The organism is Sutcliffiella halmapala (assembly GCF_050107295.1).
Taxonomy (GTDB): Bacteria; Bacillota; Bacilli; order Bacillales; family Bacillaceae_I; genus Sutcliffiella_A; species Sutcliffiella_A halmapala_A.
The window spans coordinates 280,269-305,781 of the sequence record NZ_JBNIKR010000001.1 but is presented as its reverse complement, the minus strand read 5'-3'; the positions used below and the strand labels follow the sequence as shown (position 1 = coordinate 305,781).

26 protein-coding genes are annotated in these 25,513 nt (G+C 44.8%); 8 read left to right on the top strand and 18 right to left on the bottom strand.

Annotated features, from left to right (window positions below; genetic code table 11):
* Window positions 1–3: 3 nt before the first annotated feature.
* Both ACQCT5_RS01525 and pssA read right to left on the bottom strand, forming a co-directional pair.
* Complete coding sequence (locus tag ACQCT5_RS01525) at window positions 4–375, bottom strand: MerR family transcriptional regulator (protein WP_499638290.1); 372 nt, start codon at window positions 373–375, stop codon at window positions 4–6.
* Window positions 376–894: 519 nt separating this feature from the next.
* On the bottom strand, window positions 895–1,602 hold the full coding sequence (gene pssA, locus ACQCT5_RS01520) for a CDP-diacylglycerol--serine O-phosphatidyltransferase (RefSeq protein ID WP_499638287.1): 708 nt from the start codon (window positions 1,600–1,602) through the stop codon (window positions 895–897).
* A gap of 214 nt (window positions 1,603–1,816) precedes the next feature.
* Between pssA and rpsN the strand changes: the two genes are divergently transcribed.
* Both rpsN and ACQCT5_RS01510 read left to right on the top strand, forming a co-directional pair.
* The gene (gene rpsN, locus ACQCT5_RS01515; protein ID WP_499638284.1) at window positions 1,817–2,086 is read left to right on the top strand and encodes a 30S ribosomal protein S14; all 270 of its coding nucleotides are present in this window, start codon (window positions 1,817–1,819) and stop codon (window positions 2,084–2,086) included.
* Window positions 2,087–2,120: 34 nt separating this feature from the next.
* Window positions 2,121–2,471 (top strand): hypothetical protein, encoded by a 351-nt coding sequence (locus tag ACQCT5_RS01510; protein ID WP_499638282.1) that lies wholly within the window; start codon window positions 2,121–2,123, stop codon window positions 2,469–2,471.
* Window positions 2,472–2,518: 47 nt separating this feature from the next.
* On the opposite strand, the gene ACQCT5_RS01505 is transcribed toward ACQCT5_RS01510, so the two are convergent.
* Both ACQCT5_RS01505 and ACQCT5_RS01500 read right to left on the bottom strand, forming a co-directional pair.
* Window positions 2,519–2,962 (bottom strand): VOC family protein, encoded by a 444-nt coding sequence (locus tag ACQCT5_RS01505; protein WP_499638279.1) that lies wholly within the window; start codon window positions 2,960–2,962, stop codon window positions 2,519–2,521.
* A 76-nt stretch (window positions 2,963–3,038) separates the two neighbouring features.
* Window positions 3,039–3,287 (bottom strand): hypothetical protein, encoded by a 249-nt coding sequence (locus tag ACQCT5_RS01500; RefSeq protein WP_499638276.1) that lies wholly within the window; start codon window positions 3,285–3,287, stop codon window positions 3,039–3,041.
* 196 nt (window positions 3,288–3,483) lie between these two features.
* On the opposite strand from ACQCT5_RS01500, the gene ACQCT5_RS01495 reads away from it, so the two are divergent.
* On the top strand, window positions 3,484–3,879 hold the full coding sequence (locus ACQCT5_RS01495) for an SET domain-containing protein (RefSeq protein WP_499638273.1): 396 nt from the start codon (window positions 3,484–3,486) through the stop codon (window positions 3,877–3,879).
* Between the two features lie 55 nt (window positions 3,880–3,934).
* On the opposite strand, the gene ACQCT5_RS01490 is transcribed toward ACQCT5_RS01495, so the two are convergent.
* Complete coding sequence (locus ACQCT5_RS01490) at window positions 3,935–4,936, bottom strand: Gfo/Idh/MocA family protein (RefSeq protein WP_499638270.1); 1,002 nt, start codon at window positions 4,934–4,936, stop codon at window positions 3,935–3,937.
* A gap of 141 nt (window positions 4,937–5,077) precedes the next feature.
* On the opposite strand from ACQCT5_RS01490, the gene ACQCT5_RS01485 reads away from it, so the two are divergent.
* A complete protein-coding gene (locus ACQCT5_RS01485) occupies window positions 5,078–5,263 on the top strand; it encodes a hypothetical protein (RefSeq protein ID WP_499638267.1) in 186 nt (61 codons plus the stop codon).
* 37 nt (window positions 5,264–5,300) lie between these two features.
* Here ACQCT5_RS01485 and ACQCT5_RS01480 read toward each other — a convergent pair whose 3' ends face one another.
* The 7 genes from ACQCT5_RS01480 to ACQCT5_RS01450 all read right to left on the bottom strand — a co-directional run bounded on the left by ACQCT5_RS01480 (window position 5,301) and on the right by ACQCT5_RS01450 (window position 14,722).
* The gene (locus tag ACQCT5_RS01480; RefSeq protein WP_499638264.1) at window positions 5,301–5,936 is read right to left on the bottom strand and encodes a hypothetical protein; all 636 of its coding nucleotides are present in this window, start codon (window positions 5,934–5,936) and stop codon (window positions 5,301–5,303) included.
* A 363-nt stretch (window positions 5,937–6,299) separates the two neighbouring features.
* Window positions 6,300–7,580, bottom strand: coding sequence for a 2-oxoglutarate dehydrogenase complex dihydrolipoyllysine-residue succinyltransferase (gene odhB, locus ACQCT5_RS01475; RefSeq protein ID WP_499638261.1), 1,281 nt, complete (start codon window positions 7,578–7,580; stop codon window positions 6,300–6,302).
* On the bottom strand, window positions 7,577–10,453 hold the full coding sequence (locus ACQCT5_RS01470) for a 2-oxoglutarate dehydrogenase E1 component (protein WP_499638259.1): 2,877 nt from the start codon (window positions 10,451–10,453) through the stop codon (window positions 7,577–7,579). The genes odhB and ACQCT5_RS01470 overlap by 4 nt, the downstream gene beginning before the upstream one ends.
* Before the next feature lie 275 nt (window positions 10,454–10,728).
* Window positions 10,729–11,463: a hypothetical protein gene (locus tag ACQCT5_RS01465; RefSeq protein WP_499638256.1), complete on the bottom strand. Its 735-nt coding sequence runs from the start codon at window positions 11,461–11,463 to the stop codon at window positions 10,729–10,731.
* Window positions 11,456–12,181 (bottom strand): hypothetical protein, encoded by a 726-nt coding sequence (locus tag ACQCT5_RS01460; RefSeq protein WP_499638253.1) that lies wholly within the window; start codon window positions 12,179–12,181, stop codon window positions 11,456–11,458. The genes ACQCT5_RS01465 and ACQCT5_RS01460 overlap by 8 nt, the downstream gene beginning before the upstream one ends.
* A 323-nt stretch (window positions 12,182–12,504) precedes the next feature.
* Window positions 12,505–12,636, bottom strand: a complete 132-nt coding sequence (locus ACQCT5_RS01455; RefSeq protein ID WP_499638250.1) for a hypothetical protein — start codon at window positions 12,634–12,636, stop codon at window positions 12,505–12,507.
* Between the two features lie 154 nt (window positions 12,637–12,790).
* Complete coding sequence (locus tag ACQCT5_RS01450) at window positions 12,791–14,722, bottom strand: endonuclease MutS2 (RefSeq protein WP_499638246.1); 1,932 nt, start codon at window positions 14,720–14,722, stop codon at window positions 12,791–12,793.
* 496 nt (window positions 14,723–15,218) lie between these two features.
* Between ACQCT5_RS01450 and ACQCT5_RS01445 the strand changes: the two genes are divergently transcribed.
* Window positions 15,219–15,623, top strand: coding sequence for an ion channel (locus ACQCT5_RS01445; RefSeq protein WP_499638243.1), 405 nt, complete (start codon window positions 15,219–15,221; stop codon window positions 15,621–15,623).
* A 29-nt stretch (window positions 15,624–15,652) separates the two neighbouring features.
* Window positions 15,653–16,837, top strand: a complete 1,185-nt coding sequence (locus tag ACQCT5_RS01440; protein ID WP_499638240.1) for a cation:proton antiporter — start codon at window positions 15,653–15,655, stop codon at window positions 16,835–16,837.
* 54 nt (window positions 16,838–16,891) lie between these two features.
* Here ACQCT5_RS01440 and ACQCT5_RS01435 read toward each other — a convergent pair whose 3' ends face one another.
* The 3 genes from ACQCT5_RS01435 to ACQCT5_RS01425 all read right to left on the bottom strand — a co-directional run bounded on the left by ACQCT5_RS01435 (window position 16,892) and on the right by ACQCT5_RS01425 (window position 19,985).
* Window positions 16,892–18,424, bottom strand: a complete 1,533-nt coding sequence (locus ACQCT5_RS01435; protein WP_499638238.1) for a glycine betaine uptake BCCT transporter — start codon at window positions 18,422–18,424, stop codon at window positions 16,892–16,894.
* A gap of 250 nt (window positions 18,425–18,674) precedes the next feature.
* Window positions 18,675–19,286 (bottom strand): sterol desaturase family protein, encoded by a 612-nt coding sequence (locus tag ACQCT5_RS01430; RefSeq protein WP_499638235.1) that lies wholly within the window; start codon window positions 19,284–19,286, stop codon window positions 18,675–18,677.
* A gap of 21 nt (window positions 19,287–19,307) precedes the next feature.
* Window positions 19,308–19,985, bottom strand: a complete 678-nt coding sequence (locus ACQCT5_RS01425) for a GntR family transcriptional regulator (RefSeq protein ID WP_499638232.1) — start codon at window positions 19,983–19,985, stop codon at window positions 19,308–19,310.
* Window positions 19,986–20,172: 187 nt separating this feature from the next.
* Between ACQCT5_RS01425 and ACQCT5_RS01420 the strand changes: the two genes are divergently transcribed.
* Window positions 20,173–21,297: a M14 family metallopeptidase gene (locus ACQCT5_RS01420; protein ID WP_499638229.1), complete on the top strand. Its 1,125-nt coding sequence runs from the start codon at window positions 20,173–20,175 to the stop codon at window positions 21,295–21,297.
* 56 nt (window positions 21,298–21,353) lie between these two features.
* On the opposite strand, the gene ACQCT5_RS01415 is transcribed toward ACQCT5_RS01420, so the two are convergent.
* From ACQCT5_RS01415 to ACQCT5_RS01405, 3 genes are all read right to left on the bottom strand, one after another.
* Window positions 21,354–22,454 carry a PLL family lectin gene (locus ACQCT5_RS01415; RefSeq protein WP_499638226.1) on the bottom strand — a complete coding sequence of 367 codons (1,101 nt, stop codon included), beginning with the start codon at window positions 22,452–22,454 and terminating at the stop codon, window positions 21,354–21,356.
* A gap of 287 nt (window positions 22,455–22,741) precedes the next feature.
* Entirely contained in the window at window positions 22,742–23,899 is a 1,158-nt protein-coding gene (locus ACQCT5_RS01410; protein ID WP_499638223.1) for an ABC transporter permease, read from the bottom strand.
* Complete coding sequence (locus ACQCT5_RS01405) at window positions 23,889–24,641, bottom strand: ABC transporter ATP-binding protein (RefSeq protein ID WP_499638219.1); 753 nt, start codon at window positions 24,639–24,641, stop codon at window positions 23,889–23,891. Before ACQCT5_RS01405 ends, ACQCT5_RS01410 begins: the two co-directional genes overlap by 11 nt.
* A gap of 167 nt (window positions 24,642–24,808) precedes the next feature.
* Between ACQCT5_RS01405 and ACQCT5_RS01400 the strand changes: the two genes are divergently transcribed.
* On the top strand, window positions 24,809–25,507 hold the full coding sequence (locus ACQCT5_RS01400) for a LytR/AlgR family response regulator transcription factor (protein WP_499638216.1): 699 nt from the start codon (window positions 24,809–24,811) through the stop codon (window positions 25,505–25,507).
* Window positions 25,508–25,513: the final 6 nt, after the last annotated feature.

Here is a 25,513-nt window from a genome sequence, read left to right as displayed (position 1 = left end):
CCCTCATCTCCCCTTGTCGATTTTTTCGTTAAAACTCTTCAGCAAACGCTGCATTTCCTCCTTCAGTTCGGTCAGTTCCCGGATGCGATTTTCCACTTCTTTTACTTTCTTCGTTCCATACTCAATCGTTTTCTCGAGTTGCTTTTCCCCTGTACGATCCTCGTCGAACAGCACCACCATCTCCTTGATCTCCTCAAGTTGAAAGCCGAACCGCTTTCCCCGGATGATCAGTCTGAGCCTGGCGTGCTCCCGTTTCGAAAACACACGTTGGTTTCCATCCGTTCTATCCGGGTTGATAAGTCCTAACTCTTCATAATAGCGGATGGTACGTGTCGACACCTGAAATTCCTTTGCAAGTTGGGTGATTGTGAACATTCTGCAAAACCTTCTTTGTTAGAATATTTAGATATATTTTTATATTACCATTTACGTTAACGGAAAGTTCAAGGGTTTTTTTTAATGTTTGCGAAATACATATTAACTGTGGTTTTTCGGGATAGTCTAAATGGGGTAAGGGTGATAAGTTAGTGGATTTTTTAGTAGAAAGGTCTTACTTGGGGGTTAATATCTTCACTACTTGGTTTTGTGGGGAGTGAAGGTATCATTACGTCGCTTTGATTCCCTCATTAAATGGTTTTGTGCAGAGTGAAGGCATCATTCTGGCGTTTTGATTCCCTCACTATCGGGTTTTGCGTGAAGTGAAGGCATCATTACTCCGCTTTGATTCCCTCTCTTCCTGGTTTTTCCCGGAGTGAAGGTATCATTCTGTTCCAACTACCACACTAACTATCTGGGCGCCCTCTCAGTAGACAAAAAACATAAAAACCTCAATCATAATCCCTGACGCAAAAAAAAATCTGGTACCGACCATTGTCGGACCAGACTCTCTTTTGCTCAATCGATTTCCTTTTTATTCTTCCCTTTTACAAAACGGTACGCCAGGTAGGCAATATATAAAGGAATCGCGATATAGATCAGATATGGATATTGCTGATAGGTACCTTGGTAGATGATAAACAGCAAGCACCCAAGGAACACGGTGACGATGGTGCCGTATTTCGGCAATGGCACTTCCTTGAAGCTTGGAATTTTTATGCGGCTGACCATCAAAAAGCATAGTGCCGTGAAAATGACAGTTGTTACAATTTGCGGGATATATTCACCGAAAAGGGTGAGCAGGGCCATTATTCCACCTGCTGCTGTGATTGGAACTCCCGTAAAATATTTTCCGGATGAATTCGGCGGACTTACATTGAATCGTGCCAGACGGTATGCTCCAAACAATGGAAATAATCCTGCGATGGCAAGTCCGAGTAATTCAAATTGATAGAAATATGTATAATACACCAAAAAGGATGGCGCCACTCCGAAGGTCACCACATCCGCAAGCGAATCCAATTCTTTTCCGAGATTACTGTCTGCTTTAAGCATACGGGCAAGCCTTCCATCCATACTATCGAGCATCATCCCGATCAATATTAAAATGGCAGCGTTGCTGTACTGGGCGTTCGCCGCAAAACCTATCGATAAAAATCCACAAAATAAATTCCCAAGCGTGAACATGTTGGGAATGCCTTTAATAAAGCGCGTGCGCATCTGCATGTAATCACTCCGTCAACATAAAATTTCCTATGTAAATAATTTATATAAAGACTTCTCTGTTTATAGTCACCTTCATCTAATTATATCATTCCGTCCTAATTAATGGATAAATTTTATTTATGAGTTAAAAATGTTGCTTCAAAAACCCTCCTATGTTTTAATAAAACGTAATGATTCTTATTTTCACAAAACAAACCTAAGGAGAGTTTTAATTATGGCCAAAAAATCCAAAGTAGCTAAAGAGAGAAAGCGCCAGCAGCTAGTCGAAAAATATGCAGATCTTCGCCGGGAGTTGATTGCCAAAGGAGACGTGGAAGGTTTACGAAAGCTGCCGCGTGATTCCTCCCCTACCCGCTTAAAAAATAGATGTGAAGTTACCGGCCGTCCTAGAGGATACTTGCGTAAATTCAAAATGTCTCGCATAGCATTTAGAGAGTATGCACATAAGGGACAGATACCTGGTGTGAAAAAAGCAAGCTGGTAATTTCGTGATGATACCCGAGAAGAGGTGACTTGAATTGCAAGAAAGCAAGTACAGCTTTTTGATGAAATTGGCACAGATGTCACTTTCCGAAGAAAAACGCAACTTCCATTCGTTTATTGAAGAAATTGAAATGGCATATATGGAACAGGCTGAAACCGCTGAACAATATTATAACCTGCTCACCCTACAACACCCCTATCTTCAAGCTGCAGCAAAGTTCAACATGACGGTGGAAGAAGCGAGACAGTATATGCTTGCCATCGAAGCAGAGATAAAAGTGGATGTGGAAAAAAGGGTAAAATCGGCTGTATGGTTTGAATACACACCGAGTCAACTTCCATTTCATCATCAAAATCATAGTAAAAATTTTCTAACATTCATCTAGATAAAAACGGCTCAGGACTCCCATCCCAGGCCGTTTTTTTCGTAAAATCAATCCTCTATAACCAGCATATCATTCTCGTCAAACTGCCAATCGGCCCCGTACGCCACTTCCCAATAATACCCGTCAGGATCTCGGAAATAACCGCCATAGCCACCCCAATCAGTCTTTTTCGGCGCTTTGGCAATTTCTGCCCCAACCTCTTTAACCCGGTGGAAAATCTCGTCCACTTCTTCTTCAGATTTGGCATTATAGGCGAGCGTGATGCCAGGGAATCCGACTGTTGAAAGTGCAGGTGGATTTTCCTCATTGATATCTTTGGCCAACAGTTCCAACGGGTAAAGCTCCAGCTTGGTGCCCTGGTTTTTGAAAAATACGATGACTGGCGCCTCCTCAGGTCCTCTTACAGAAGCTTCAAAGCCGATCTCGCGGTAAAATTTGAGAGATTTTGCAATATCCTTTACGCCAAGTGCGATTAGGTTGATTCTGTTCATCTATGCCATCCCCTTAATATTTTGTATATGATTGCATTCGACAGAAACAGTCGATTTCCTGTTACATACACAACGACTAGGCCTTCATCTTTTGCATCAGGGATCCTGAAACACTCAAGCATAAAAATACACCCCCTATAAACAACGCTCCCCCAGTCCAATAGGTGATTCCTGTCGAGATGGATTCGTACCCTCCATCGAAATAATTGGTTTTGGCACTGTTGATATTGGATATCATGATAGCCGCTGTGATGTGTTTTGGTACATATAGAAAAGCTGCTATCATGATGAAAAAGCAGCCGATTGCCGCTGTTGTTTTATTCACGTTTCTTCCCCTCTGCACTCCATTTTTCTCCATTATACCTATTCAGACAAATTCAGTCCCTATTTTAGAAATGTTACTTTGGGATTTTAGGCATAATAACATCTGGAAAAACTTAACTTGTTGCTTTCTTTACTAAAAAATGGCACGCTTAAGAGGTTGACTATTTTACTATACAGAATGGCGAAGGTGATAAACGATGATCGAGGTAAAAAAATCCCCAATTAGCGATGGGGAATTTAATAGAGGGGTTTTTGCAACCCAGGATATAAAAGCAGGCGTAATGTTCCACGCAGCACCAGTAATATCATACTTGAATGAGGAACATCAACATATCGAAAAGACGACTCTTGCGGATTACGCGTTTGAATACGGAGTGAACCATTCTGCCATCCTTCTTGGATACGGAATGTTGTTTAACCACTCGTATGAACCGAATGCCAGGTACGAAATCAACTTCGACGAGCACACTTTTGACTTCTACGCATATAAGGACATCAAAGCTGGCGAAGAGATTCTCATCAACTACAACGGCGACGTCGACCAAATGGACCCGCTCTGGTTCAACAAAGAAGATGGTGAAAACGAAGAATAAACAAAAACCACCAAGAGGGGCCTGACCCCAACTGGTGGTTTTTTACATTACATTATTAAACCAATTCTTTCATTTCCACTCTTCTTCCCTGATCATGGGAAAATCTTGCCGCGTGGTTAATGAGGGTAAGGTTGAATCCGTCCTGGTGTGTGATGCTAGGTGTCTCACCTGTACGAATTTCCTCCACCCACTGGTCCATCGGCATAACCAGTGGAGTAGGCAGGTCTTTCACTTCATGCCAGCCTTCTTCCATCAGATTGCTGAAAATACGGATCTTGTCATCTTCTATCAGAAGAGTCCCCGCAGTACCATACAACTGGATTTGAAATGGGCTTCCATTTGCAACAAATCCCGTTTCAAGAATACCCATGGCACCTGATACATATTCCACAATGGCAACCGCATTGTCATCCACCTCGTACCCAAGTGTATGTTGAAGCCTTGCGGTGACAGCTACAGCCTGACCTCCAAGTCGGTTCGTGAGATAAATCGGATGTGCACCCAAATCTATAAATGCCCCGCCACCGCATTCCTCCATGTTATAAAAATGCTTTGGCAGCCAGCCATGTGGACTATTTTCATATGGTACCGCCCCATTGTGCGCCACCCTGCATCGGATGGTCGTCAGCTTGCCAAGTAAGCCTTCATCCACCACTCGCTGCGCATAGAGATAATAGTCAGCCGTTAAACGCGGCAAGGAAACCATTAGCTTCACGCCATGCTTTTCCACCGCTTCCAATATAGCCTTTGCATCTTCAACGGTGATTGCCAGCACTTTTTCTGTAAAGATATGCTTTCCGCTTTCCGCTGCTCTGATAATAACATCCCGATGCATGGAAGTAGGGGTATCGACAATGACTGCGTCAATGTCAGGATTGTTAAAAATGGCCTCGATATCCTGAACAAACTCCACACCAAGCTCATTTGCCCATTCTCTGCCTCTCTCTTCCTTCTCATCCCAAACATGCGTGATTTCAACATGTTCATTTTTCTTTGCATGCTCTGCATATTCCGCTGCATGCACATGCCATTTACTTAGCAAGGCAACTCTGATCATCCGATTCATTCCCTTCTATGTATCTATCATCTTTACTATACCACGGTTGTCGGAATATGTTTTGTTCAATCATTTAAATAGTAAAAATAGGGGAACCAATTGACGTGTCAAACGTATAGAGTGGTAATGGAGGTACAAGAGATGGATCTATGGTTTTATATTACTGTGATTGTTGCGCTATCACTCATCTATTACGGCTATGATAAGAAGAAAAGCTATGAACTGCAGGAGAAAAAAGTAGAGCTGGAATATTTAAGATTGGAAATTGAAATGAAAAAAGTAGAGATGGGGATCCCCGTCGAAAAAGACGACACACAAAAACCTTGAGAAGACGTACTCTCAAGGTTTTGTCCTTCACTATCTATCAACCCTTCAGTTCCACCTTGATATCAAGGTCTTCCCCGACTTTTTCATTGTTTTCATTGGTAGGGGCTTTCATGACGAGGCGAACCCACTCGACATCTTCAGCCTTTGATTTTTCCAGCACATAAAAAACAGAAGCCTGCTTCTTTTCTTCGCCTGCAAAGTTCCCCTCTGGAAGCTCTCCCAATTTCGGGTTCGGAGCTGTGATTTCTTCTCCGGTACTTGTAATCAATGTAGCCTGGTATGCATCAAAATTAATAGGATCTTTAGAAGTATTCGTCACTTGGATATCTACTTGTATATATTCAAGTTTATCTTGTCCAACATGATCTGCAAATTCCGGAGAAAGCACGCCGCTGATTCCTGCAACCTGGTCAAAATCAAGGGTCAAAGACCCCGCTTCCACTGGTTCCACTTGATCGTTTCTAGTATGGAAGGTAAAGTCCCCACCCTCAGTTGAAATTGTTTCCCCAACAGGTGTAATCCAATCCGGATCTGTCTGCTTGCTTGGGCTCTTCGGGCTTTCCGTCTGCTGTGCAGGTTCCTTTTTTGTATCTGTCGCACTATTATCATTTGAACAAGCCATCATGGACGCTGCCAGAATCGCAGTCATCGACACCACTACTAATTTCTTCATATCTTTAGTTCCCCCTTGATCGTATGTGTCTCTATTCTACTATTGATTATACTTATTTTGTCGGTAAATTGGTAGTATTGTGACAATTTTCTTTTGGGAGGTATTTTTTAACAAAAAAAATGCAAAACCCGGCCATCTTTTCACCACGCAGCTATAACGAGCTTTACGGTTTCGTCCGTATTTTGGGATTTGCGCCCGCTATTTCGGATTTGCGCCCGAAAAATAAGATTTACGTCCGAATTTGAGAACTTTTCGCCCGAACGTACCTATTTTTCTCCCGAACCCCAAATTCCGACATTTTTTGCAACCCCTATTTAAAAAACCGCACCCCCTTCACAGGACTGCGGTTCTTACTTCTTTATATCAGCCTTCTAGCAACAAGTCTTCCGGATCCTCTAGCAATTGCTTCACTTTTACAAGGAACTGTACAGCATCCTTTCCGTCGACGATGCGGTGGTCATAGGAAAGGGCAATGTACATCATCGGTCTTACTTCCACTGTGTCCTTGTCGTCCACTACAACAGGGCGGCGTTGGATGGTGTGCATACCAAGGATACCAACCTGAGGTGTGTTCAGGATTGGAGTGGAATACAGGGAGCCAAAGATTCCTCCATTCGTGATGGTGAACGTTCCTCCTTGAAGGTCTTTCAGAGCCAATTGATTGTCACGCGCTTTTTTACCTAGCTCACCGATTTCTTTCTCGATGCCGGCAAAGCTAAGTTTGTCTGCATCGCGGACAACTGGAACAACAAGACCTTCCTCGGTGGAAACTGCCACACCGATATCATAGAACTTCTTCAATAGAATTTCGTCGCCCTGGATTTCCGCATTCAATAATGGGAAGGACTTCAGCGCTCCGATTACGGCTTTCGTGAAGAAGGACATGAAACCAAGCTTTACGCCATTCTTTTTGAAGAAAGCATCTTTTCGGCGGTTACGCACGTCCATAACGGCCGTCATATCCACTTCATTGAAGGTAGTGAGCATCGCAGCAGTGTGCTGTGCTTCCACTAGGCGCTTCGCAATCGTTTGGCGGCGGCGGGACATTTTCACGCGCTCGATACGGTCATCCTGCGCAACTTTCGGTGCTGCCGCTGGTTTAGAAGGAGCTGCAGGTGCAGGCTCGCTCTTTTTCTTTTCAACGGATACCTGATGCGCTTCAACATCCTCTACACGTACGCGACCCATCGGATCACGGTAGCTCACTTCGTTCAGGTCGATTCCAAGCTCACGCGCTTTTTTGCGGGCAGCAGGAGATGCGACAGCAGTGCGGGTTGCCACAGATTTCTTCTCTGTTTCCGGAGCTTTGGCAGCAGGTACTTCCTGCTTCGGCTCTTCTGCTTTCTCTTCTTTCGGTGCTTCTGGTGCAGCTGCAGGCTCTTCTGCCGGTGCAGATCCGCCTGTCTCGCCAGCTTCACCAAGTACTGCGATAACCTGACCAACCTCTACGTTGTCACCCGGCTCAAACAGAAATTCCTTGATGACGCCGGTGTGCTCACTTTTAATTTCAACGTTTACTTTGTCCGTTTCAAGCTCAGCGATCGTCTCGCCTTTTTCGATGGACTCTCCCACACTTTTCGTCCACTCTGCAATTGTTCCTTCTGTAATGGATTCCGCTAATTCAGGTACTTTAACTTCGATCATATGAATTCCCCTCCATGCCCTTTGCTAACATTTAATGCCGCTTGTACAATTCCAGCTTGCTCTTGTTTATGAATATGTGGCTCCCCGGTTGAAGGACTGGAACGTTTTGGACGTCCAATGTATTCAACAGCCAGGCCACGTGAAGCAATCTCATGCAATGGCGCCTTTACCACAGGCCATGCGCCCATGTTTTTCGGCTCTTCCTGTACCCATACGATTTCCTTCAGGTTTGGATACTCGGCGGAAAGCTCTTCCACTTCCTTTTTCGGGAATGGATACAGCTGCTCCACTCTTACAATATGAAGGTTTTCAACATCTTCTCCAGACAACTCCGTCAGTTTGCTTGCAAGGTCGATGGACACTTTTCCTGTACATAGTACAAGTCTAGTAACCTTGGACTTTTCCTGCCCGGTTTCTTCCTGCTCCACAAGAAGCTTGAATGAGCCTTCGCTCAATTCGGAGCTGTTGGAAACTGTCATGGAATTACGCAGCAAGCTCTTCGGTGTCATCACAATCAATGGACGTGCATCCTCCGTTTTCGTGAGAAGCGCCTGTCTTCTTAAAAGATGGAAATACTGTGCTGCACTCGTTACGTTTGCAACAATCCAGTTGTTCTCTGCAGCTGAATTCAGGAAGCGCTCCACTCGACCGCTCGAGTGCTCCGGTCCTTGACCTTCGTAGCCATGAGGCAGTAGCATCACAAGGCTTGATTTCTGGCCCCATTTCGCCCGTCCTGCAGCAATGAATTGGTCGATGATTACCTGCGCCACGTTCACGAAGTCGCCGAACTGCGCTTCCCAGATGACAAGGGATTCCGGTGATTGCACACTATATCCGTAATCGAAACCAAGTACCGCAGTTTCAGACAACGGGCTGTTGTAGATGGAGAACGAAGCTTTCGCCTCCGGGATATTATGCAGAGGCACATATCTTTCTGCCGTCTGATGATCATGCAATACAAGATGGCGGTGGGCAAATGTTCCACGCTCACTATCCTGACCCGTCAAACGGATCGGTGTGCCGTCTGCAAGGATGCTAGCAAAGGCAAGCGTTTCCCCAAGTGACCAATCCACTTTTCCTTCCTCGCTCAACAGACTCTCCCTCTTTTTGAGGATACGTCCCAATTTCGGATACACCTTAAAGTGGGAAGGCCATTTGGCAAGGTTTTCATTAATGGAACGAAGGAGGTCAACGGAAACTGCAGTCTCCATTTCCGGCACATGTTCAACGATCTTGACCGGCACATATTTGGTGACTTCTTCTTTATTTTCTTTTTCTTTTAATTGATCAAAAGTTTCCTGGAACTTTTTCATCATCTCGGACTTTTTGTTCGTCGTATCTTCTTCTGTTAAAATACCGCGGGAAACAAGTTCCTTCGCATACTTCTCGGCAATGGTCGGATGATTGTTGATTTTTTCATAAAGATACGGCTGGGTCACATTAGGGTCATCCATTTCGTTATGACCGAATCGGCGGTAACCGACAAGGTCGATCACAATATCCTTATTGAACTTTTTGCGGTACTGATAGGCAAAATACATCACAGCCAAGCAGCTTTCCGGATCATCCGCATTGACGTGGATAACAGGGATTTCATAGCCTTTTGCCAAATCACTTGCATATTTGGTCGAACGGGAATCCTGATAGTTCGTTGTGAAACCTAGCAGGTTGTTTGCAATAATATGGATTGCTCCGCCAGTAGCGTACCCTCTCAGCTTCATCAGGTTTAAGGTTTCCGCAACTACCCCTTCTCCAGGGAAAGCCGCATCTCCATGAATCAATACGCTGAAAGCAGATTGTTCATCCAGCTTCGGATAGCCCTTTTCACTGCGGTCTTCCTGCAAGGCGCGCGCAGACCCTTGAACAACAGGATCGACAAATTCCAGGTGACTCGGGTTGTGCGCAAGGTGGATGCTGATCACATTTTCTTTATCGCCTTTAATATTTCGGTCTGCTCCAAGATGATACTTTACATCTCCGGACCATCCGAAGTTGATTCCACGAGAACCCTCCGAAGGCACAAGCTCCTTGTTCGGAGAATGATGGAATTCAGAGAAAATCAACTCATACGGTTTTCCAAGCACATGAGCGAGCACGTTCAGACGGCCACGATGCGCCATTCCGATGCTGATATTTTTCGTACCTTCCTCACAGCCGGATTGTACGAGCTTGTCGAGCATCGGTACCAGCATATCCAAACCTTCAATAGAAAAGCGTTTCTGACCGACAAAAGTTTTGTGCAAAAACTTCTCGAATCCGTCCACATGCATCAAACGCTCGAACAATTCGATGCGCTCCTCTTTGGACATCGGTTGATGGATACGGGACTTCTCGATATAGCTGTTAAGCCAGTTCTGTTCCTCTTCATCGTGGATATGGCCAAATTCGTAGGCGATGGTACTTGTATAGATTCGTTTCAGATGTTCATACGCTTCCCAACCATTGGAAATCGCGTCAGGTGCATCCTCCCAGACTAGATCAGCTGGAATCTGTAAAAGGTCTTCCTTGCTCAATCCATAAGTTTCTACATCCAGAAACCCTGCAGGATGCTTCTCCTCAAATTGGATCGGGCTTATATTTGCAGCCAGATGGCCTAATGTACGAATATTCCTTAAAAGCTTTGTTGCAGCAATGACTTTTTTGATCGCCGATTGTGGAGCTTGACTTGGTGCATCTTTCTTTGCGGACGAAGACGTCTCCGTCTGCACACCATACTCCATTTCCGGCGGCGGACCCATTTCATCGAACAATTTTCTAATCGTATCGTCTACTGATTCCGGATCCTCCTGATACTTGTCATACTCTTCATAAATATAGCCCATATTCGGCCCGTAGAAGCGCTCCCAAATATGCGCACGGTCTTGATTACTCATCAGACATGCCTCCATTATTATTGCCTGTTACTGCTAGCTAATATATCAGAATAATAACTCTATACGTACTATATTACATCATAACTGTAACTTATTAAACCGTTTACATTCCAATACCCTAAAAAAAGTATGAATAACGGGAAAATAGGTAGAAATAACCACAAAGATTGTCGAATTGCGTCATCAAAAACATTGATTTCATGCGCTTTTCGACAATGAATCTATGTAGACCAGTAAAAAGCACTTTTCCTCGTTCTAGGAAAAGTGCCAGAATATTATTCTAGGTCGCCTTCATTAATAAATTGGAGTGGCGCAGTGTAGCTCCCGGTAGAATACCCACCGCCCCCATCCCCATATGTTTTTTCCAGGCGAATCTTTTCGTCCATCTCGTTAAATGCCTGCCAGGCAAAATAGGTTTGATGGGATTGATATTGCATAAACCATCCATGAAAGTCATTTACCTTATTAAAAGATTCAATGATTCCAGCCCATTCCTCTGGGATCGGGACGGCGCCGTATGATGTTTCATCAACTGGAACCCGATGCGCCATCTGGATTTTCGGCAAGTATATTTCAATCCTATCATTTGCATTCACATTGGTCACCTGGAAGTACCTATCCGATAATAGATAGAACTCAAAATATTCCACCTTGTCATCGGGATCGACATTCCAAGTGAAAAAGGTTTTCGCCCCATCCTTACTCGTCCAGGAAATCGGACCCGAGGAAGAGGTCACCGAAACATTTTCCCACTTGCCACCAAGCCACATCCAGATGCTCGAAGCATAGCGGTCACCTTCGAGGATGAATGGGACGAACATGCTCCTATCATCAAGAGGAACGATATCCTGGATTTCCTTCACCCTGGCAGATGAATTTGTGAGGTATAGCTCATCCTTGATTTCTTCTTCCGCAAGAAAAGCTTTCGGCGTTTGGAGGTAGACGTAAGTCACCAGGATGACCGCTCCCGCTAGAAGAAGCCCGACAAGAAGTACTACTTTTTTATTCATCTGTCCCGCCCCCTTCCATCTTCAGAAAGGATTGCTCAGATCGAAAATAGTACTGCCTTTGGTTGTCCGAAGTAATCAGCACCCCCTTGCCATCCCTCTCGACGAATATCTGGGTGGCCAGGCCGCTTCCAATCTGAGATTTTGTTCCAGCCAGGATGTATGGGAACCTCTCCACTTTCTCCTCTTCCAATACGATGGAATTATACAATCGTTGGGTATCAATCTTACTTTTCTGCATACCCTTCAAAGCTTGTTCAAAAGCTTCATGGTTTAGAACCGCCTTCTGAGCTGATGGATGGATGATGTGGAGGTTCGCATTTTCCGCCTCTCTGATGAATGTAGCCGCCTGATCCTTCGGGTAAATCATTCCATGAAAAAAGATACCGATGAGCGTTGTAGCCAGCAGGATATAGTTCGCTCCAAACCCAAGCCACGCATATTTCCGGTAGACCTCCCATTTCCCCTTCCTAAGAGCGTAGAGAATCCATACACCAAGCGGTAGAATAGCGATGGAAATCGGCGGTTGAAAAATTGTTATCGGAAAAGTAAATGCAAATAATCCGATGATAATAGCCAATATCCCTTTCCAAAACTTCGGCTGAACTTCCTTTTCCTGATTTTTGTAGATCCGGTAAAAAAGAAAGAATACAATTCCCCAGCCAAGGAGAAGGAATATCGTTTCCAATCCATTTAAATCAATGTTCAAGTTAAATTCCATTGTTGCTCCCCCTATTATGTATCTTTCTACATTTTACCAGATTAATGGTAGCTTATGTCCAAAAGATTGGGATTTTTAAGGGGTCTTGTTAGCAGCGTCGGGACGTGGCGAGGCTTCTTAGGGGGTTTTATCGAACAATGCGAATTGTGCATAAGTGCATGTTTTTTGAGCGTATTTCGAAAAATTTAACCGCAAATTCTATTTTTTGTGCATAACCGGGGGGGATTTGTGCACAAATCAAAATTTTTGTGCATAAACCCCTCCACCGCTCCCAAAATCCACATAAAAAAGCCGCCAATCCCAGATCAGCGGCCTTTCGTTTCTTATTCTTCGTTAGATTCCTCTGAATTCGTTTCTGTTCCATCGTTATTATTGTTCATTTCTTCGTTGCTGCAGCCAGTAGCAAGTCCTAATAACATAAGAGAAGATAATAAAGCGATTAATCCTTTTTTCATCTTTAGATTGCCTCCTTGGATTGCTTGCATGATTTGTACTACAGGACCATCATACAAAAAAATCGGACAAACAGAAGTTAATTTTCAAAAGATTAACACAACTTATACATAGGTTAACGCGAGGTTTACATTACTCATAAACCGGCAAAAGCCCTTATTTCTCGCCGTCCTCCAAAATCACCTCATCAATATGCCGCTTATTCATCTGATTGCGCAGCTTACGGTTTTCCTTGGATTCGAAGATGATATCATAGTCATAGCCTTCCTCGTAAAGCTCCTCAGCCTTGATGTAAAGGTTAAGCCGCTTGTGATTGAAGGTCTGCATCTCTCCTTTTACCTGCACCACTACATTTCCGCGTTCATCGGCCGGTTTATAGACAATCCCGAACTCGCCGATGGAAGGAATCTTCACGTTATCCCCCATCTTGAAGACGATCTCCTGGGCAGCTTTTTCCACAACAGCATGCTTTTGCTTGTGGATATATTTCTTGTTCATCGCAAGCTGCCTGTTCAGCTCCTGCAGCGGTTTGTCAGTGGATGCCGTGTAATCTCGCTTTTCTTTATAAGTGATTTCATGGGCGCGTTCGATCAGCTTTGGATGCATGCCGAGGCGAAGCGCGATGGCAAATGCCTGGCTGTCTCCTCCTTTTCCAACAATCAAGCGGTAGGTCGGCTTCAAGGTTTCCACATCAAACTCCATCGATCCGTTCATAAAACCTTCCTGGGCATTGGCAAATTCCTTGATTTCGCTGTAGTGGGTCGTGGCAAGCATGGTTGTCCCTTTGTTGAAGAGCTCCTCCAAAATAGAAGTCGCAAGTCCCATCCCTTCTGCCGGGTCTGTCCCTGATCCCAGTTCATCCAGCAGTACCAATGTCTGCGGAGTACTTTCCGCGAGAATGTCGATAATATTCTTGATTCGCGAGGAGAAGGTACTCAGCGATTGTTCGATGCTCTGTCCGTCCCCGATATCGACGAGGATTTTTTGGAAGATGGCGATTTCGCTGCCTGCTTCTGCAGGGATATGCATGCCACATTGCGCCATCATCGTAAGGAGCCCGACCGTTTTTATGGTCACCGTTTTTCCTCCCGTATTCGGTCCTGTGATGACAAGTGCGTCGAAATCCTCACCTATTGCCAGGTTCAATGGCACGGCACTTTTCCCCAATAAAGGATGGCGCGCCCCCTTCAATCGGATCAGGTGATGCTCGTTCATCTGAGGCGCTATCCCGTTGATCGCCATGCTGTACTTCGCCTTGGCAAAAATCAGGTCGTAGCTCACCATCATATCCATCGCAATTTTTATTTCGTGTTCATGCTCCTCCACTAATCCTGTCAGGGCAAAAAGGATTTTTTCTTCCTCGGCCTCTTCCTGGAACTTAAGCAGGTTGATGGAATCCTGGATGACGCTTACCTCCTCAGGCTCGATATAGACGGTGGATCCGGATGCGGAAACATCCAGCACCGCTCCCTTGATGTTGTTTTTGTATTCCTTTTTCACTGGGATGACGTATCTGCCATTCCGGATGCTGACGATGTTTTCCTGCATATATTTACTGTATTTTGCAGACTTGGCAAGCTGCTCCACCCGCTGCTTGATTCGCTCCTCCAAGGTGGATATCTGCTTACGGATTTTGAGTAGCTCCTTGCTCGCATAGTCATCGACCCTCCCGTTACGGATGCAGCGGATGATCTCTGCTGCAATATGCTCCAGCTCAGAAATCGAGTAGACATAGGAAGTGATGGTCGGTGCCACATACTCCTTATCCTTCATAAAACGTCTCAGCTTCTCGATACATTCCAGGAATTCGTAAAGCCCTATTAGCTGATCGGGACGGCACGGAACACCCTTATGAAGATTTTTCAAAATGTATTGGATGCCGTGAAGGCCGTGGATCGGCACGCTTGCGCTTATTTCCAGAATGCGTTTTCCTTCTGTCACTTCATGGAGCCATGCGTCTATCCGCTTCTTATGAGTGGATGGCTCAAGCGCAGATATGGCCTCTTTCCCTAGCTCCGAGATGCAAAAGGATGCTACCTCTTTTTTCAAATCAATAAATTGCAATGCTTGGATGGTTGTGTGATTCAATGTTTTTTCCTCCTAAGTTTTAATCTGCTTGATACAAGCTGATACGTGCGAGGAAAAGATGGAACAAAGTCTTCACCTGAATTTTTGCATATAAAAAAACGCAGAGAACAACACTCGTTCTTTGCGTTTTGAATGGTAGTTTGTGACGTAAATGGTGACAGGCAGAAAAATACCTATTCACACATCTCAACTATCATTTTATGGAGCAGGCGCAAACCCGTGTTCTTAACCTTTTCGCGAGAAAAAACATACTCAAACAGAGCTCGACCTTAAGCCGAACCAGCGTTTTTTCCACACGCACGTATCAAATTACGTTAGTTAAGAACGTACCCTTCCATAAAACAATCTCCTTTATAAGTAAGATACTTACATTATATCGGAATGATAGTTGAATGTCACTAGCAGGAAGCTGAATTATTTTCCTGCTCTTTTCAAAATGTATGGTTTCCCCGTTTTTAATGGTAACGAGGAGGGAAACGGAATAAAAAAGGAGGTTATGATTATTTCTACCATTCTTATAGGGCTGACGATTGTATTTCTGTTAGCCAACCTTTACTATTTTTTCACCAATAAAACGTATAAGAAAAGTTATGCCAATTCCGCACTTTTCTATAAACTCTTTTTCGTTTTACTCAGCATTACCATTGGTTTTGCCGTGCTTTACTATTTATTATCTTTTGATGAAGTTATCTTAAAAATACCGGACTCTACTGGTACTCAGGGAAAAGATTTTTTTACTTATCTTTATTTTAGTGGAGTCACGATTCTATCTGTTGGCTATGGGGATGTGGTTCCAGTTGGCAGTGCAAGGTTTTTCTCTCTTATACAGGCAAGTATCGGCTTGTTATTGCCAACCGCCTACTTTATGAAAGCGATGAACAGTTCCAATGAGGAAAATTGATCAATTCTAGAACAAGGAGGAGTGGACGGTTGCATACTATGCCTATCATCATTTTATTATTTATCGGTTATATTATTTTCACCATAGATAAAAAGAAGGAAGATTTCCCTGTCCCGCCAATATTGGTGCTACTCGGAATCGGTCTGTCGTTCATTCCTTATTTTTCTTCCATCGAAGTCACGAAGGATTTGATTTACCACATTCTTTTACCTGCTCTCCTCTTTATATCTGCATACCGCTTCCCTCCTTCCGCATTAAAGCGGAACGGCGGCATTATCGGTTTTTTGGCCACCATCGGGATCATATTGACGATACTTCTTTTAGGAGGTGCCATTTATGCAGCGGCAAGTCCTTTTGTTTCTTTATCCTTTTTCGCATGCCTTGTGATCGCATCCATGCTTACACCAACGGACCCTGTATCGGTTGTATCCATTTTGGAGCAGTCTACGGGAAACAAGTTGATGGCAGATATTGTGGAAGGAGAGTCCTTGATCAATGATGGAACGAGTATCGTCATCTTCACCGTCCTTTCTGGGATGTATCTTCAAAATACCCAGTTTTCGATCGGCAAGTTTTTAAGTGAGTTTTTCATGGTCTCCTTTGGAGGAATAATTCTCGGGTTAGCGGTTGGATGGTTATTCAGTAAAGCTATCCACATTACCCATCATAAAGAGTACCAAGTAATGCTGAGCATCATCCTTGCGTATGGAGTATTCAATGCAGCCGAGCTCATAGGTGTTTCCGGTGTGTTGGCGACGGTTTTTGCCGGTATCATGCTATCCTTCGAGTTTGAGAGGTCAATAAAGGAAGAGCATTTCAGAGAGTCGCTGGATGGTTTTTGGGGCGTAATCGAGATCTCGATTTTGTCCCTATTATTCTTACTGATCGGGATTGTAGCTGCCCACCACCTATCCTTTAATACTTTAGGACTCGCTTTTATCATTTTTCTTACTTCTTTGGCTGTAAGGGTTTTTATCATTACAGGAACTACTCAACTTTTTCCTGCATGGCGGAAAAAGATCACCTGGAAGGAATCGATTCTACTAAGCTGGTCAGGTCTGAAAGGCTCCATGTCAGTCTTTTTGATATTAAGTCTGCAGGCGAAGGAATCACAGCATACGGATTTAATTATCTCCCTCACATTCACAGCCGTTTTATTATCGCTTTTCGTCCAAAGCATTGGAATCCACCAGCTGTCCAAAAAGCTGAGGTAAGCAATTAATCGTATAAAAAATGCCTGACCATTAATATGGTCAGGCATTTTGCTTTTAACTTGCTGTCTTTTCCGGCTTTGCTTTTTCTTGTTTCTTCCAATCCGGATTAATTTGTTTTTTATATTCTTTTCCTAACTCTTTATATAATCCGTAACACATCACCAATACAATGAAGGTCAGCGGCAGAGCACTGACAATGATGGCCGTTTGCAACCCGGTCAATCCGCCTGAAGCAAGCAGAACAAGCGTGGATGCAGCCAAGATGATGCCCCATACCACTTTTACTCCATTAGGGGGATTCAATTTTCCGCCTGTAGTCAGCATTCCGAGGACAAAGGTTGCAGAGTCTGCAGAAGTGACGAAGAAGGTCGTAATAAGCGCAACTGTCAGAACGGAAAGAAGTGCACCGAACGGTAGCTGCTGAAAAACAAAGAAAAGGGCGGTTTCCAAGCTTTGGCTCGATACATCCAAGCCCTGAATGACCTCAAGGTATATTCCTGTCCCTCCAAAAACCGTGAACCATAGTGCACATACAAGGGACGGAACAAGAAGAACCGCGATGGTAAACTCCCTGATCGTGCGGCCCTTGGAGACACGGGCAATAAACATGCCGACAAATGGAGTCCAGGAAATCCACCATGCCCAGTAAAAGACCGTCCAGCCTTGCGTCCACGCTGCTTCATTTGCATCGAATGGCGATAATCTCAATCCCATCAATGCAACATTCTGGACATAACTCCCTAATGTAGAGGTGAACATATTCAATAAAAATAAAGTCGGCCCGAGGATAAGCATGACGAAAAATAATACAACAGCAAGAGACATATTAATATTGCTTAAATATTTGATTCCTTTGGATATTCCTGTAGTTGCTGAAACAATGAAAAGTGCTGTAATTACAGCCATGATGATAAACTGAACGGTAAAGTTATTGGGAATTCCAATTAAATACTCCAGGCCAGCATTAATTTGCTGGGATCCCAATCCTAAAGAAGCTGCAACACCAAATAACGTAGCAAAGACGGCAACCACGTCGACAGTTTTGCCTATCGGTCCTTTCACCTTTTCACCAAGCACAGGATGAAGCGTGGCACTCATTAAACCAGGGGCGTTTCTATTATACTTTTGATAGGCAAGCGCCAATGCCACAATAGCATAAATGGCCCAAGCATGAAGACCCCAGTGAAGCCATGTATACCGCATACCAAGTATCGCTGATTGTTCCGTACCGCCTTCACCTATAGGAGGTGCGGAGAAATGAGAAATCGGTTCCGATACCCCATAGAACAAAAGGCCTATCCCCATTCCAGCAGAAAAAAGCATGGCAAACCAAGTAGGACGGCTGAATTCCGGTTTGGTATCTTGTTTTCCGAGTTTAATTTTTCCATATTTACTGAAGATCATAAATGCGGCAAATAAGAGGAAGAACGTGGCAACCAACTGATAAAACCATCCAAATTTCTCTAATACGAAGCCTTTAGCCACTTCCATGGCAGCACCCAATTGTTCTGGGATCAGCACTCCTATAAGAACAAATACCACTGCTATTCCCACCGAAATTTTAAAAACTGACCTATCCATACGCATCAACATCCTTCTACAATTTAATAAATTTACTTATACCCGAGTCTATCTAACTATTAAACCATATATGGGGAAAATAGAACAAAGCCCCCTGCAAGGAAATACACGGAAATTTAATCATATTATCCATTCAGCCACAATTAGCCTGTTATGTGTCAATGTTACTGTCGTATGGTTCCATATACTCTGGAAAGCTTTTAAGAAGATAAAAAAACTCAGAAGTCACACCACTCCTGAGTTTGCTTATCTTTATTCAATCCCGTATCTCCAGATCCTTCGCCGTTTTACTAGTCTTCACCTCTTTCTCATCCTTCAGAGTCCCAAACAGCACATCGACAAAGGGAGTGGAAACGCCATACCAGAAGTTTTCATTCTTATAGTGATGAAGAATGTGCATCTTTTTGACCCATTTACCGAACCTTGATTTCGGCTTGATCGGTCGGTGTGCAACAAAGTGCTTCCATTCATACAGGAAGAGCATCGTCTTCAGTCCGGCAGCAAACGCCAGGGTCAGCCCGATATCACCTGCAATCAGATAAAAGATGACGGCCAATCCCGACAAGTTCGGCAGACTGTACCAAAGTGGTAAAAATAAGAGATGCAGGTCATTTGGATCTGAATGATGGTCATAATGCAGGCGCTTCAGCATTTTCAAAAGGATTGGGCTTTTCGGCGGCTTCAAATGGAAGACAAATCGGTGGGTCATGTATTCACTGAACATGAAAACCAGGAGCCCAAGCGCAAGGCAGGAAACCGCGGCCCATGTGAGTCCATGCCAAACCTGGAAGGCAACACTCAGGGCAAGCAATCCTATTAATATCGTAATATCAGGAAACAAGAAGAACTCTCTGTAATACCCTTTCACCGTACCCCACTCCCCATTCTCTTATTTAACCTTGGTTTGCTTTTTCCACATATGAATACTCTTTTCCATCATCTCTATGACCAAGTACTCCGCCTGTGTGGCGTCCCCTGACAGGGTTGCGGCCATCAGCTCACGATAATAGGCTCTCGAGGCATCGCGGTAAGTCTCTTCATAGAAGTAATGCGTTGCCATCTTCACATACAGATGACCGAAACTGTTCAAGATAAGTAGATAGATAGGATTTGGCGATGCGGCAGCAAGCCCCCTTTGCAGTCTCCAGTCATATTCGGCAAAGGCGACTGCCTCATCAGGCACAGTTTCGCTTTCTTTTAGGAGCGCGGCGACGGATAAGGGCTTATGTGTCACGGCGTCTTTCACATACGCCGGCGACAGACTTTTTCTGAGCTCCAAAAGATGCACAATAAATTCGTTTGGAATGCACTCATCATCTGCAAGCAGGTGCACAATGGTCATCAGGTTGCCTTCCTTCCAATAATCATTTACCACTGCCCTCTGCCCACTGCGGATCGTCAGCCACCCATCCCGCTCGAGACGCTGCAGGACCTCTCGGATTACCGGTCTTCCAACTTCATACTCTGCTGCCAGTTCTCTTTCGGATGGAATCTGGGTTCCTGGTGAATACTCCTGCTGGAGCACTTTACGAATGAAAAATTTTTCTATTTTATCGGTTGCTCTCATCCCTACACTCCAAACTGGTAATACCAATATTTTATCTGGTATTACCAGTCTACGCCGAACAAACTTTTAAATGCAACAATTTTCAGAAAATAATCCAAGGCGCAACTTTAAAAGACAAACGTTTCCCCATGACCTCGGAAGGGAAACTTAATAAACAAACATAGGGAAACCTGAAAGGATGATTACCATGAAAGAAACTGAAAGATATTTCAAAAACAGTTATGAGGAAGCCCGCAAAGCCTTCCGAGGGCACCTGGGTAAGATAAAGGAAAAATGGCCAGAAGCGGAGTTGAGCAGCATATCGATTGGCAACGAAAAAGATAACACGATTGACATGATCTATTCCGAAGCACTAACCGACAACAGGCAAGTCCTATTTTTCACATCCGGGGAACATGGCATTGAAGGGTATGCAGGAGCAGGTGTCATCCATCTTTTTGTCGACGAGTATCTTGACTCCATCGATCCCAATACGACGGGAATATGTCTGATTCACGCATTGAATCCTTGGGGAATGAGGCATTTCAGGAGGGTGACGGAGAATAACGTCGACCTGAACCGAAATTATTTTTATGACCCAAATACTGTTCCAAGAGACGTCAATCAAACCTATGCGCAGGAAAAGGAGTTATTTCTCCCTAATGGAAGAATAATGGACGTAAAGGAAGAGAAGGCAACCTTATATAACCTGCTGGCTGAGGGGGCGGCGCAGGCAAGCTATAGTGCGATGAAGGAAGCAAAAGGCATGGGACAGTTCGAGTTTGAAAGAGGGGTCTATTACGGTGGAATCAAAGAGGAAGAATCGACAGACTTTCTTAAAACGATACAAAAGAAATTATTATCCACCTATCCACGGATCATACATATGGATTGGCACACGGCGCTCGGCCCAACCAACGAAGTAACGATGTTGGTATCAGAGCTTGATCCCCGTGGCGAAGAGGAATTAAAGGCCCTTTACCCCTTAAAGAATATTCAAACGTTCACACCGAAAAAAGTTAAGGGAGACTCTACCAACCATTTTCATAAACTCAAATGTGAAGAGTACCCCGGGGCCCACCTCTTCTCTGCGCTTTTCGAATTCGGTACCTTCGGAGAGGGAATCAAAGCAGAATTGCGCGAATTCACCACCATCATTTTGGAAAACCAGCTATATTGGGTGGGTGCTGAAAAAGAAGAAGATATTCAGTGGGTCAACAGTGAGTTCCTTAAAATGTTCTATCCCGAAGATGAACAATGGCGCCAATCCGTATTGAATGAAGCGCGTATTGCGATGAAAGCAGTTTTAAAAGTGGAAAAGATGATGAAGTAACGAGAAAGCACCTGCCTCCCCTTAAGGGAAAAAGCAGGTGCATATCTATGAAAATATTAGGCGAACCACTTATGCCAAAGCCTGTTGTTGCCGCCTCGGACAAATGTGTCGATGCGGTTCCGGTCCCAGGAGACTGCTGCCGGTGAGGATTGGACGCCACCGCGCGGAGATCCAAGGTTTGCCCACTCACTCCAGCGTCTGCCGTTCCAGAAGATCTGCCACATGCGGTCGTCTCTGCCTTTTAAGAAGACGTCGATACGGTTTGGCGCCCAGCTTGCTGCAGCCGGTGAGCCATCCAAGCCTCCACGCGGGGTGCCGAGATTCTCCCATTGGCGCCAGCTTCTTCCGTCCCACCATTTATGCCACAGACGGTTGTTGTTGCAAATGGCAAAGACATCAAGGCGATTTGGTCCCCATGATACAGCACCTGGAGATCCGCCTAGGCCGCTGCGCGGTGAACCAAGGTTTTCCCACTGACTCCATGTTCTGCCGTCCCACCATTTATGCCAGAGGTTATTGTCCATCCCCTGGACAAAGCAATCCAGGCGATTTTCCTGCCAGGAAGCAGCGGCCGGTGATCCCTTGAAGCCGCCTCGAGGGGAACCCAAGTCCTCCCATTGACTCCAGCTTCTTCCGTCCCACCACTTATGCCACATGCCATCATTCTGGCCCCGTACAAAGGTATCGATCCGGTTCGGCCCCCATGAAACTGCACCAGGTGAACTCCTTAAGCCGCCTCGAGGGGAACCTAGGTCCTCCCATCTACTCCACCGCCTGCCGTCCCACCGTTTATGGAACATCCGATTACTCTCGCCGCGCACAAATGTGTCAAGGCGATTTGGTGCCCAGGATGCTACGGCCGGTGCCCCTCGGAATCCTCTAAGCGGTGCCCCAAGATCCTCCCACTCCCGCCAGCTTGCACGCATATCAGACTGTGATACTTCCCCCACCAAGCCCTCCTGGTTGCGGTAATACGGTCTCGGATAAGGATATGGGTAATAATAAGGAGCCGGATAGTAAGGGTAAGGATAATAAGGGTAGTAAAAAGGACGTCTCGGACGCGGATAATAAAAGATGAGCCGTTCATTCGAAAGGTTGTTGCGGTAATCTACAGAACCCTGTTGAAAATTTAGATTTTGATTTTGTGGAAAGTACAAAGAGATAACCTCCCCATAGTTGTTTGCCTAATAGCGTATGCGAGGGTTGTGGTTAGAGGTGCGTGTCTATTATTATATATTCTCATCAAGTAAGGTGTTGGATGCTAAGATGGAAAAGGCAGCGGATCCTGTTGTATTTGAAGTGAGATTTTAATTTAAATGGATTCAATCATGCTTTCGTACCGTCTCTTCTACTGTTTTGCCCGGATGACGGCACGATTTCTTAACGAAAGAAAAGGTGCCTGACCCTCAACGCTTTAAAGCGCTGAGGGTCAGGCACCTACCATTTAATTCATCACCCATTTATCCTTCAAAAACATGATTCTTGCCACCACAAATGCAACCAGGACGCATAGGAGGTTGCTGCCGATCATGACCGCGAGATGCTCGTAATTAATGATGCCGAAGCTCAGTTCCTTCAGGATGGTGAATACATTCATGATCGGAATGGCGAAGTGGTGGAATGCCAGCTCGTTGATGCCGATTCCGGAGATGATCATCAATGGGAACATGGCGACCATCATGATTGGCGTGCTGTAGCTTTGTGATTCTTTTACCGTTTTGCCGATGATGCTTGTGACCATGAGAAGCGTTGCAACAAACATGGCATAAATAATGGATACTAGTATTGCAAATCCCACTACATGGTACACATTATCCCCTAGAGAAACAGCGCTTTTCAGGTTCTCAGTCAGGAAGTTGATTTCGAGCGCGACCACTATCAGGGTGATGATTCCTGTAAGTGACCCGATGGAGACAATCGTCAACCACTTTGCAACAAGCAGGGTCATACGGTTTACCGGTGTCATCAGTAGGGCTTCCATTGTTTTCTTTTCCTTTTCCCCTGCGAACAGGTCGGATGCTGATGGCCCTGCGCCAATCCCGATCGCTAATGCCAGGATTAATGGAATTAACATCGCGACAAGATTGATTCCCGGGTTATCTTCCGAGATTTCTTTTTGCTCTAACGTAAACGGTTGAACAATCTCCTGTGAAGTTCCTTGTGCCTCGAGACGTTCTGTGATAACAGTTTTTTCATAGACTGCCAATGCGCTTGTTACCATGTTTAAAAGATTGGACGAGTTCTGGCTGAAGGAATCGCCAATCACTGTAACGGATGCAGCCTCCCCAACTGCCACACTTTCCATAAATCCATCATTCAAGATAAGGGCCGCCTGCGCATCTCCCTCTTGAACCACTGCTTCCGGGTCATCAGACTGCACAAATTCAATATTTTCATAGGCAGCAAAAATGCTCTCTTCTTCTGTGGAGAAACTATTATCGACAGCAAGCCTATAGGTTTCGCCTTCCCCATCCGATACCATGCTTTCATAAAAAAGTACCAGTCCTGTCATCATCACAATCGGCAATAACACGGTCAAGAGCAGGGTCCGTCTGTCGCGGAAGGAGTCTTTCATTTCTTTCAGATAGATTTTACGAAGCATAATAATCGTTCCCCCTTACCAGTTTGCTCATAAAGATATAGTTAAGATCGCGACTGCCCTCTGATTTATAGAGTTGCTCGAGATTTCCGTGATGGACGAGCTCGCCCTTGTGCATCATCGCAACTGTGTCACACAGCATAGACACTTCCTCCATGATATGGCTGGAGAAAATGATTGTCTTTCCTTCGCGCTTCAACTGATGGACAAGCTGGCGGAATACGTTTGAAGATGTAATATCAAGACCTGTTGTCGGCTCATCGAACAGAATGATCTCCGGGTTATGGATGAGCGTTCTTGCGATGGCGACTTTTTGGCGCATCCCTTTGGAGAAGCCGCCCACTTTGCGGTTCAGGTAATCCTTCATGCCGAACATTTTTGCCAGATCATCGATGCGCACCTTCGTTTCGTGTTTGCTCAGTCCGTATAACGTTGCAAAATATTCGAGGTTTTCACGAGCGGTCAAGCGGTCATATAGCCCTGTTTCCCCGCCGAAAAGTACACCAATTTTCCTTTTGATCGCATCCGGATTTTTCACGGTGTCATATCCACCGACGCTTACGCTTCCTTCAGTCGGAGTCAACAATGTGGCAATCGTTCTTAGTAGAGTCGTTTTTCCAGCTCCGTTTTCACCAAGCAGCCCGACAATCTGCCCTTTTTCCACCGAAAAGGAAACATGCTTCAATGCCGTTACAAACACTTTTTTATCCTGAAATTTTTTCGTCACTTCATTTATTTCAATCATGCTCTCAGCCCCTCATTTATTTCTTGTCTTCATCTTAAAATAAATGAATCTCGGAATCTCCAGTTATGTCGTGAATATTCCGTTTAATGTCGTGAAAATGTCCATTACTCCCTTTTACATGGTAATATAAAGATAAAAATGGAAAACAACAGGAGAGGGAAATTGCAATGAGGGTCGGGCTTGTCGATGACAGATACATAGATTTGGATAAACTGAATGGCATTGTGGCGGGGATCCCACATATTGAGATCGTCTTTTCCACACAGTCCGCAGAAGAGGCCTATGAGCACATTAAAAAGGAATCCGTCGACCTGTTGATCGCGGACATTGAGATGCCGAACCTTTCGGGGTATGAGCTGGCGGACATCATCCACTCCCATGCCCTGAACATTTCCGTCATTTTCGTGACTGGAAGCAGTGGCTATGCTGTCCATGCCTTTGAACTAAACGTGCATGACTACATCATGAAGCCCTATCCGAAGGACCGCCTGATCAAGTCCATCGAACGGCTTCTCGAAAAGTCCAAATCCGCGGAAATTGCCGGAAGACTCTATATTAAGCAAAAGAACGACATACATATTATCCAAAAGAAGGACATCGTGTTTATCGAGCGTTCAGGACGCTCCACGACCATCTACACGAAAACAGGTCCGGTCAAAACCTACCAGACCTTGAACGAACTCGAAGGAGAACTGAGAGAGCGCGATTTCCTCCGCTCCCACCGTTCCTTCATCATCAACATCCACCATGTCAAAAACTTTTCCCTCTATGCGAAGAATTCCTATATCGTGAGTTTTGAAGGGATGGAAGAGCAGGCGATGATCACGAAGGATAAAGTAGAGTTTCTGCAGCAGCATTATTTTTGATTGGGA

Coding starts and splice junctions, on each gene's coding strand:
- ACQCT5_RS01525 (WP_499638290.1), bottom strand. CDS start 375: ATGTTCACAATCACCCAACTTGCAAAGGAATTTCAGGTGTCGACACGT.
- pssA (WP_499638287.1), bottom strand. CDS start 1,602: ATGCAGATGCGCACGCGCTTTATTAAAGGCATTCCCAACATGTTCACG.
- rpsN (WP_499638284.1), top strand. CDS start 1,817: ATGGCCAAAAAATCCAAAGTAGCTAAAGAGAGAAAGCGCCAGCAGCTA.
- ACQCT5_RS01505 (WP_499638279.1), bottom strand. CDS start 2,962: ATGAACAGAATCAACCTAATCGCACTTGGCGTAAAGGATATTGCAAAA.
- ACQCT5_RS01495 (WP_499638273.1), top strand. CDS start 3,484: ATGATCGAGGTAAAAAAATCCCCAATTAGCGATGGGGAATTTAATAGA.
- ACQCT5_RS01490 (WP_499638270.1), bottom strand. CDS start 4,936: ATGATCAGAGTTGCCTTGCTAAGTAAATGGCATGTGCATGCAGCGGAA.
- ACQCT5_RS01485 (WP_499638267.1), top strand. CDS start 5,078: ATGGATCTATGGTTTTATATTACTGTGATTGTTGCGCTATCACTCATC.
- ACQCT5_RS01480 (WP_499638264.1), bottom strand. CDS start 5,936: ATGAAGAAATTAGTAGTGGTGTCGATGACTGCGATTCTGGCAGCGTCC.
- odhB (WP_499638261.1), bottom strand. CDS start 7,580: ATGATCGAAGTTAAAGTACCTGAATTAGCGGAATCCATTACAGAAGGA.
- ACQCT5_RS01470 (WP_499638259.1), bottom strand. CDS start 10,453: ATGAGTAATCAAGACCGTGCGCATATTTGGGAGCGCTTCTACGGGCCG.
- ACQCT5_RS01465 (WP_499638256.1), bottom strand. CDS start 11,463: ATGAATAAAAAAGTAGTACTTCTTGTCGGGCTTCTTCTAGCGGGAGCG.
- ACQCT5_RS01460 (WP_499638253.1), bottom strand. CDS start 12,181: ATGGAATTTAACTTGAACATTGATTTAAATGGATTGGAAACGATATTC.
- ACQCT5_RS01455 (WP_499638250.1), bottom strand. CDS start 12,636: ATGAAAAAAGGATTAATCGCTTTATTATCTTCTCTTATGTTATTAGGA.
- ACQCT5_RS01445 (WP_499638243.1), top strand. CDS start 15,219: ATGATTATTTCTACCATTCTTATAGGGCTGACGATTGTATTTCTGTTA.
- ACQCT5_RS01435 (WP_499638238.1), bottom strand. CDS start 18,424: ATGCGTATGGATAGGTCAGTTTTTAAAATTTCGGTGGGAATAGCAGTG.
- ACQCT5_RS01425 (WP_499638232.1), bottom strand. CDS start 19,985: ATGAGAGCAACCGATAAAATAGAAAAATTTTTCATTCGTAAAGTGCTC.
- ACQCT5_RS01420 (WP_499638229.1), top strand. CDS start 20,173: ATGAAAGAAACTGAAAGATATTTCAAAAACAGTTATGAGGAAGCCCGC.
- ACQCT5_RS01410 (WP_499638223.1), bottom strand. CDS start 23,899: ATGCTTCGTAAAATCTATCTGAAAGAAATGAAAGACTCCTTCCGCGAC.
- ACQCT5_RS01405 (WP_499638219.1), bottom strand. CDS start 24,641: ATGATTGAAATAAATGAAGTGACGAAAAAATTTCAGGATAAAAAAGTG.
- ACQCT5_RS01400 (WP_499638216.1), top strand. CDS start 24,809: ATGAGGGTCGGGCTTGTCGATGACAGATACATAGATTTGGATAAACTG.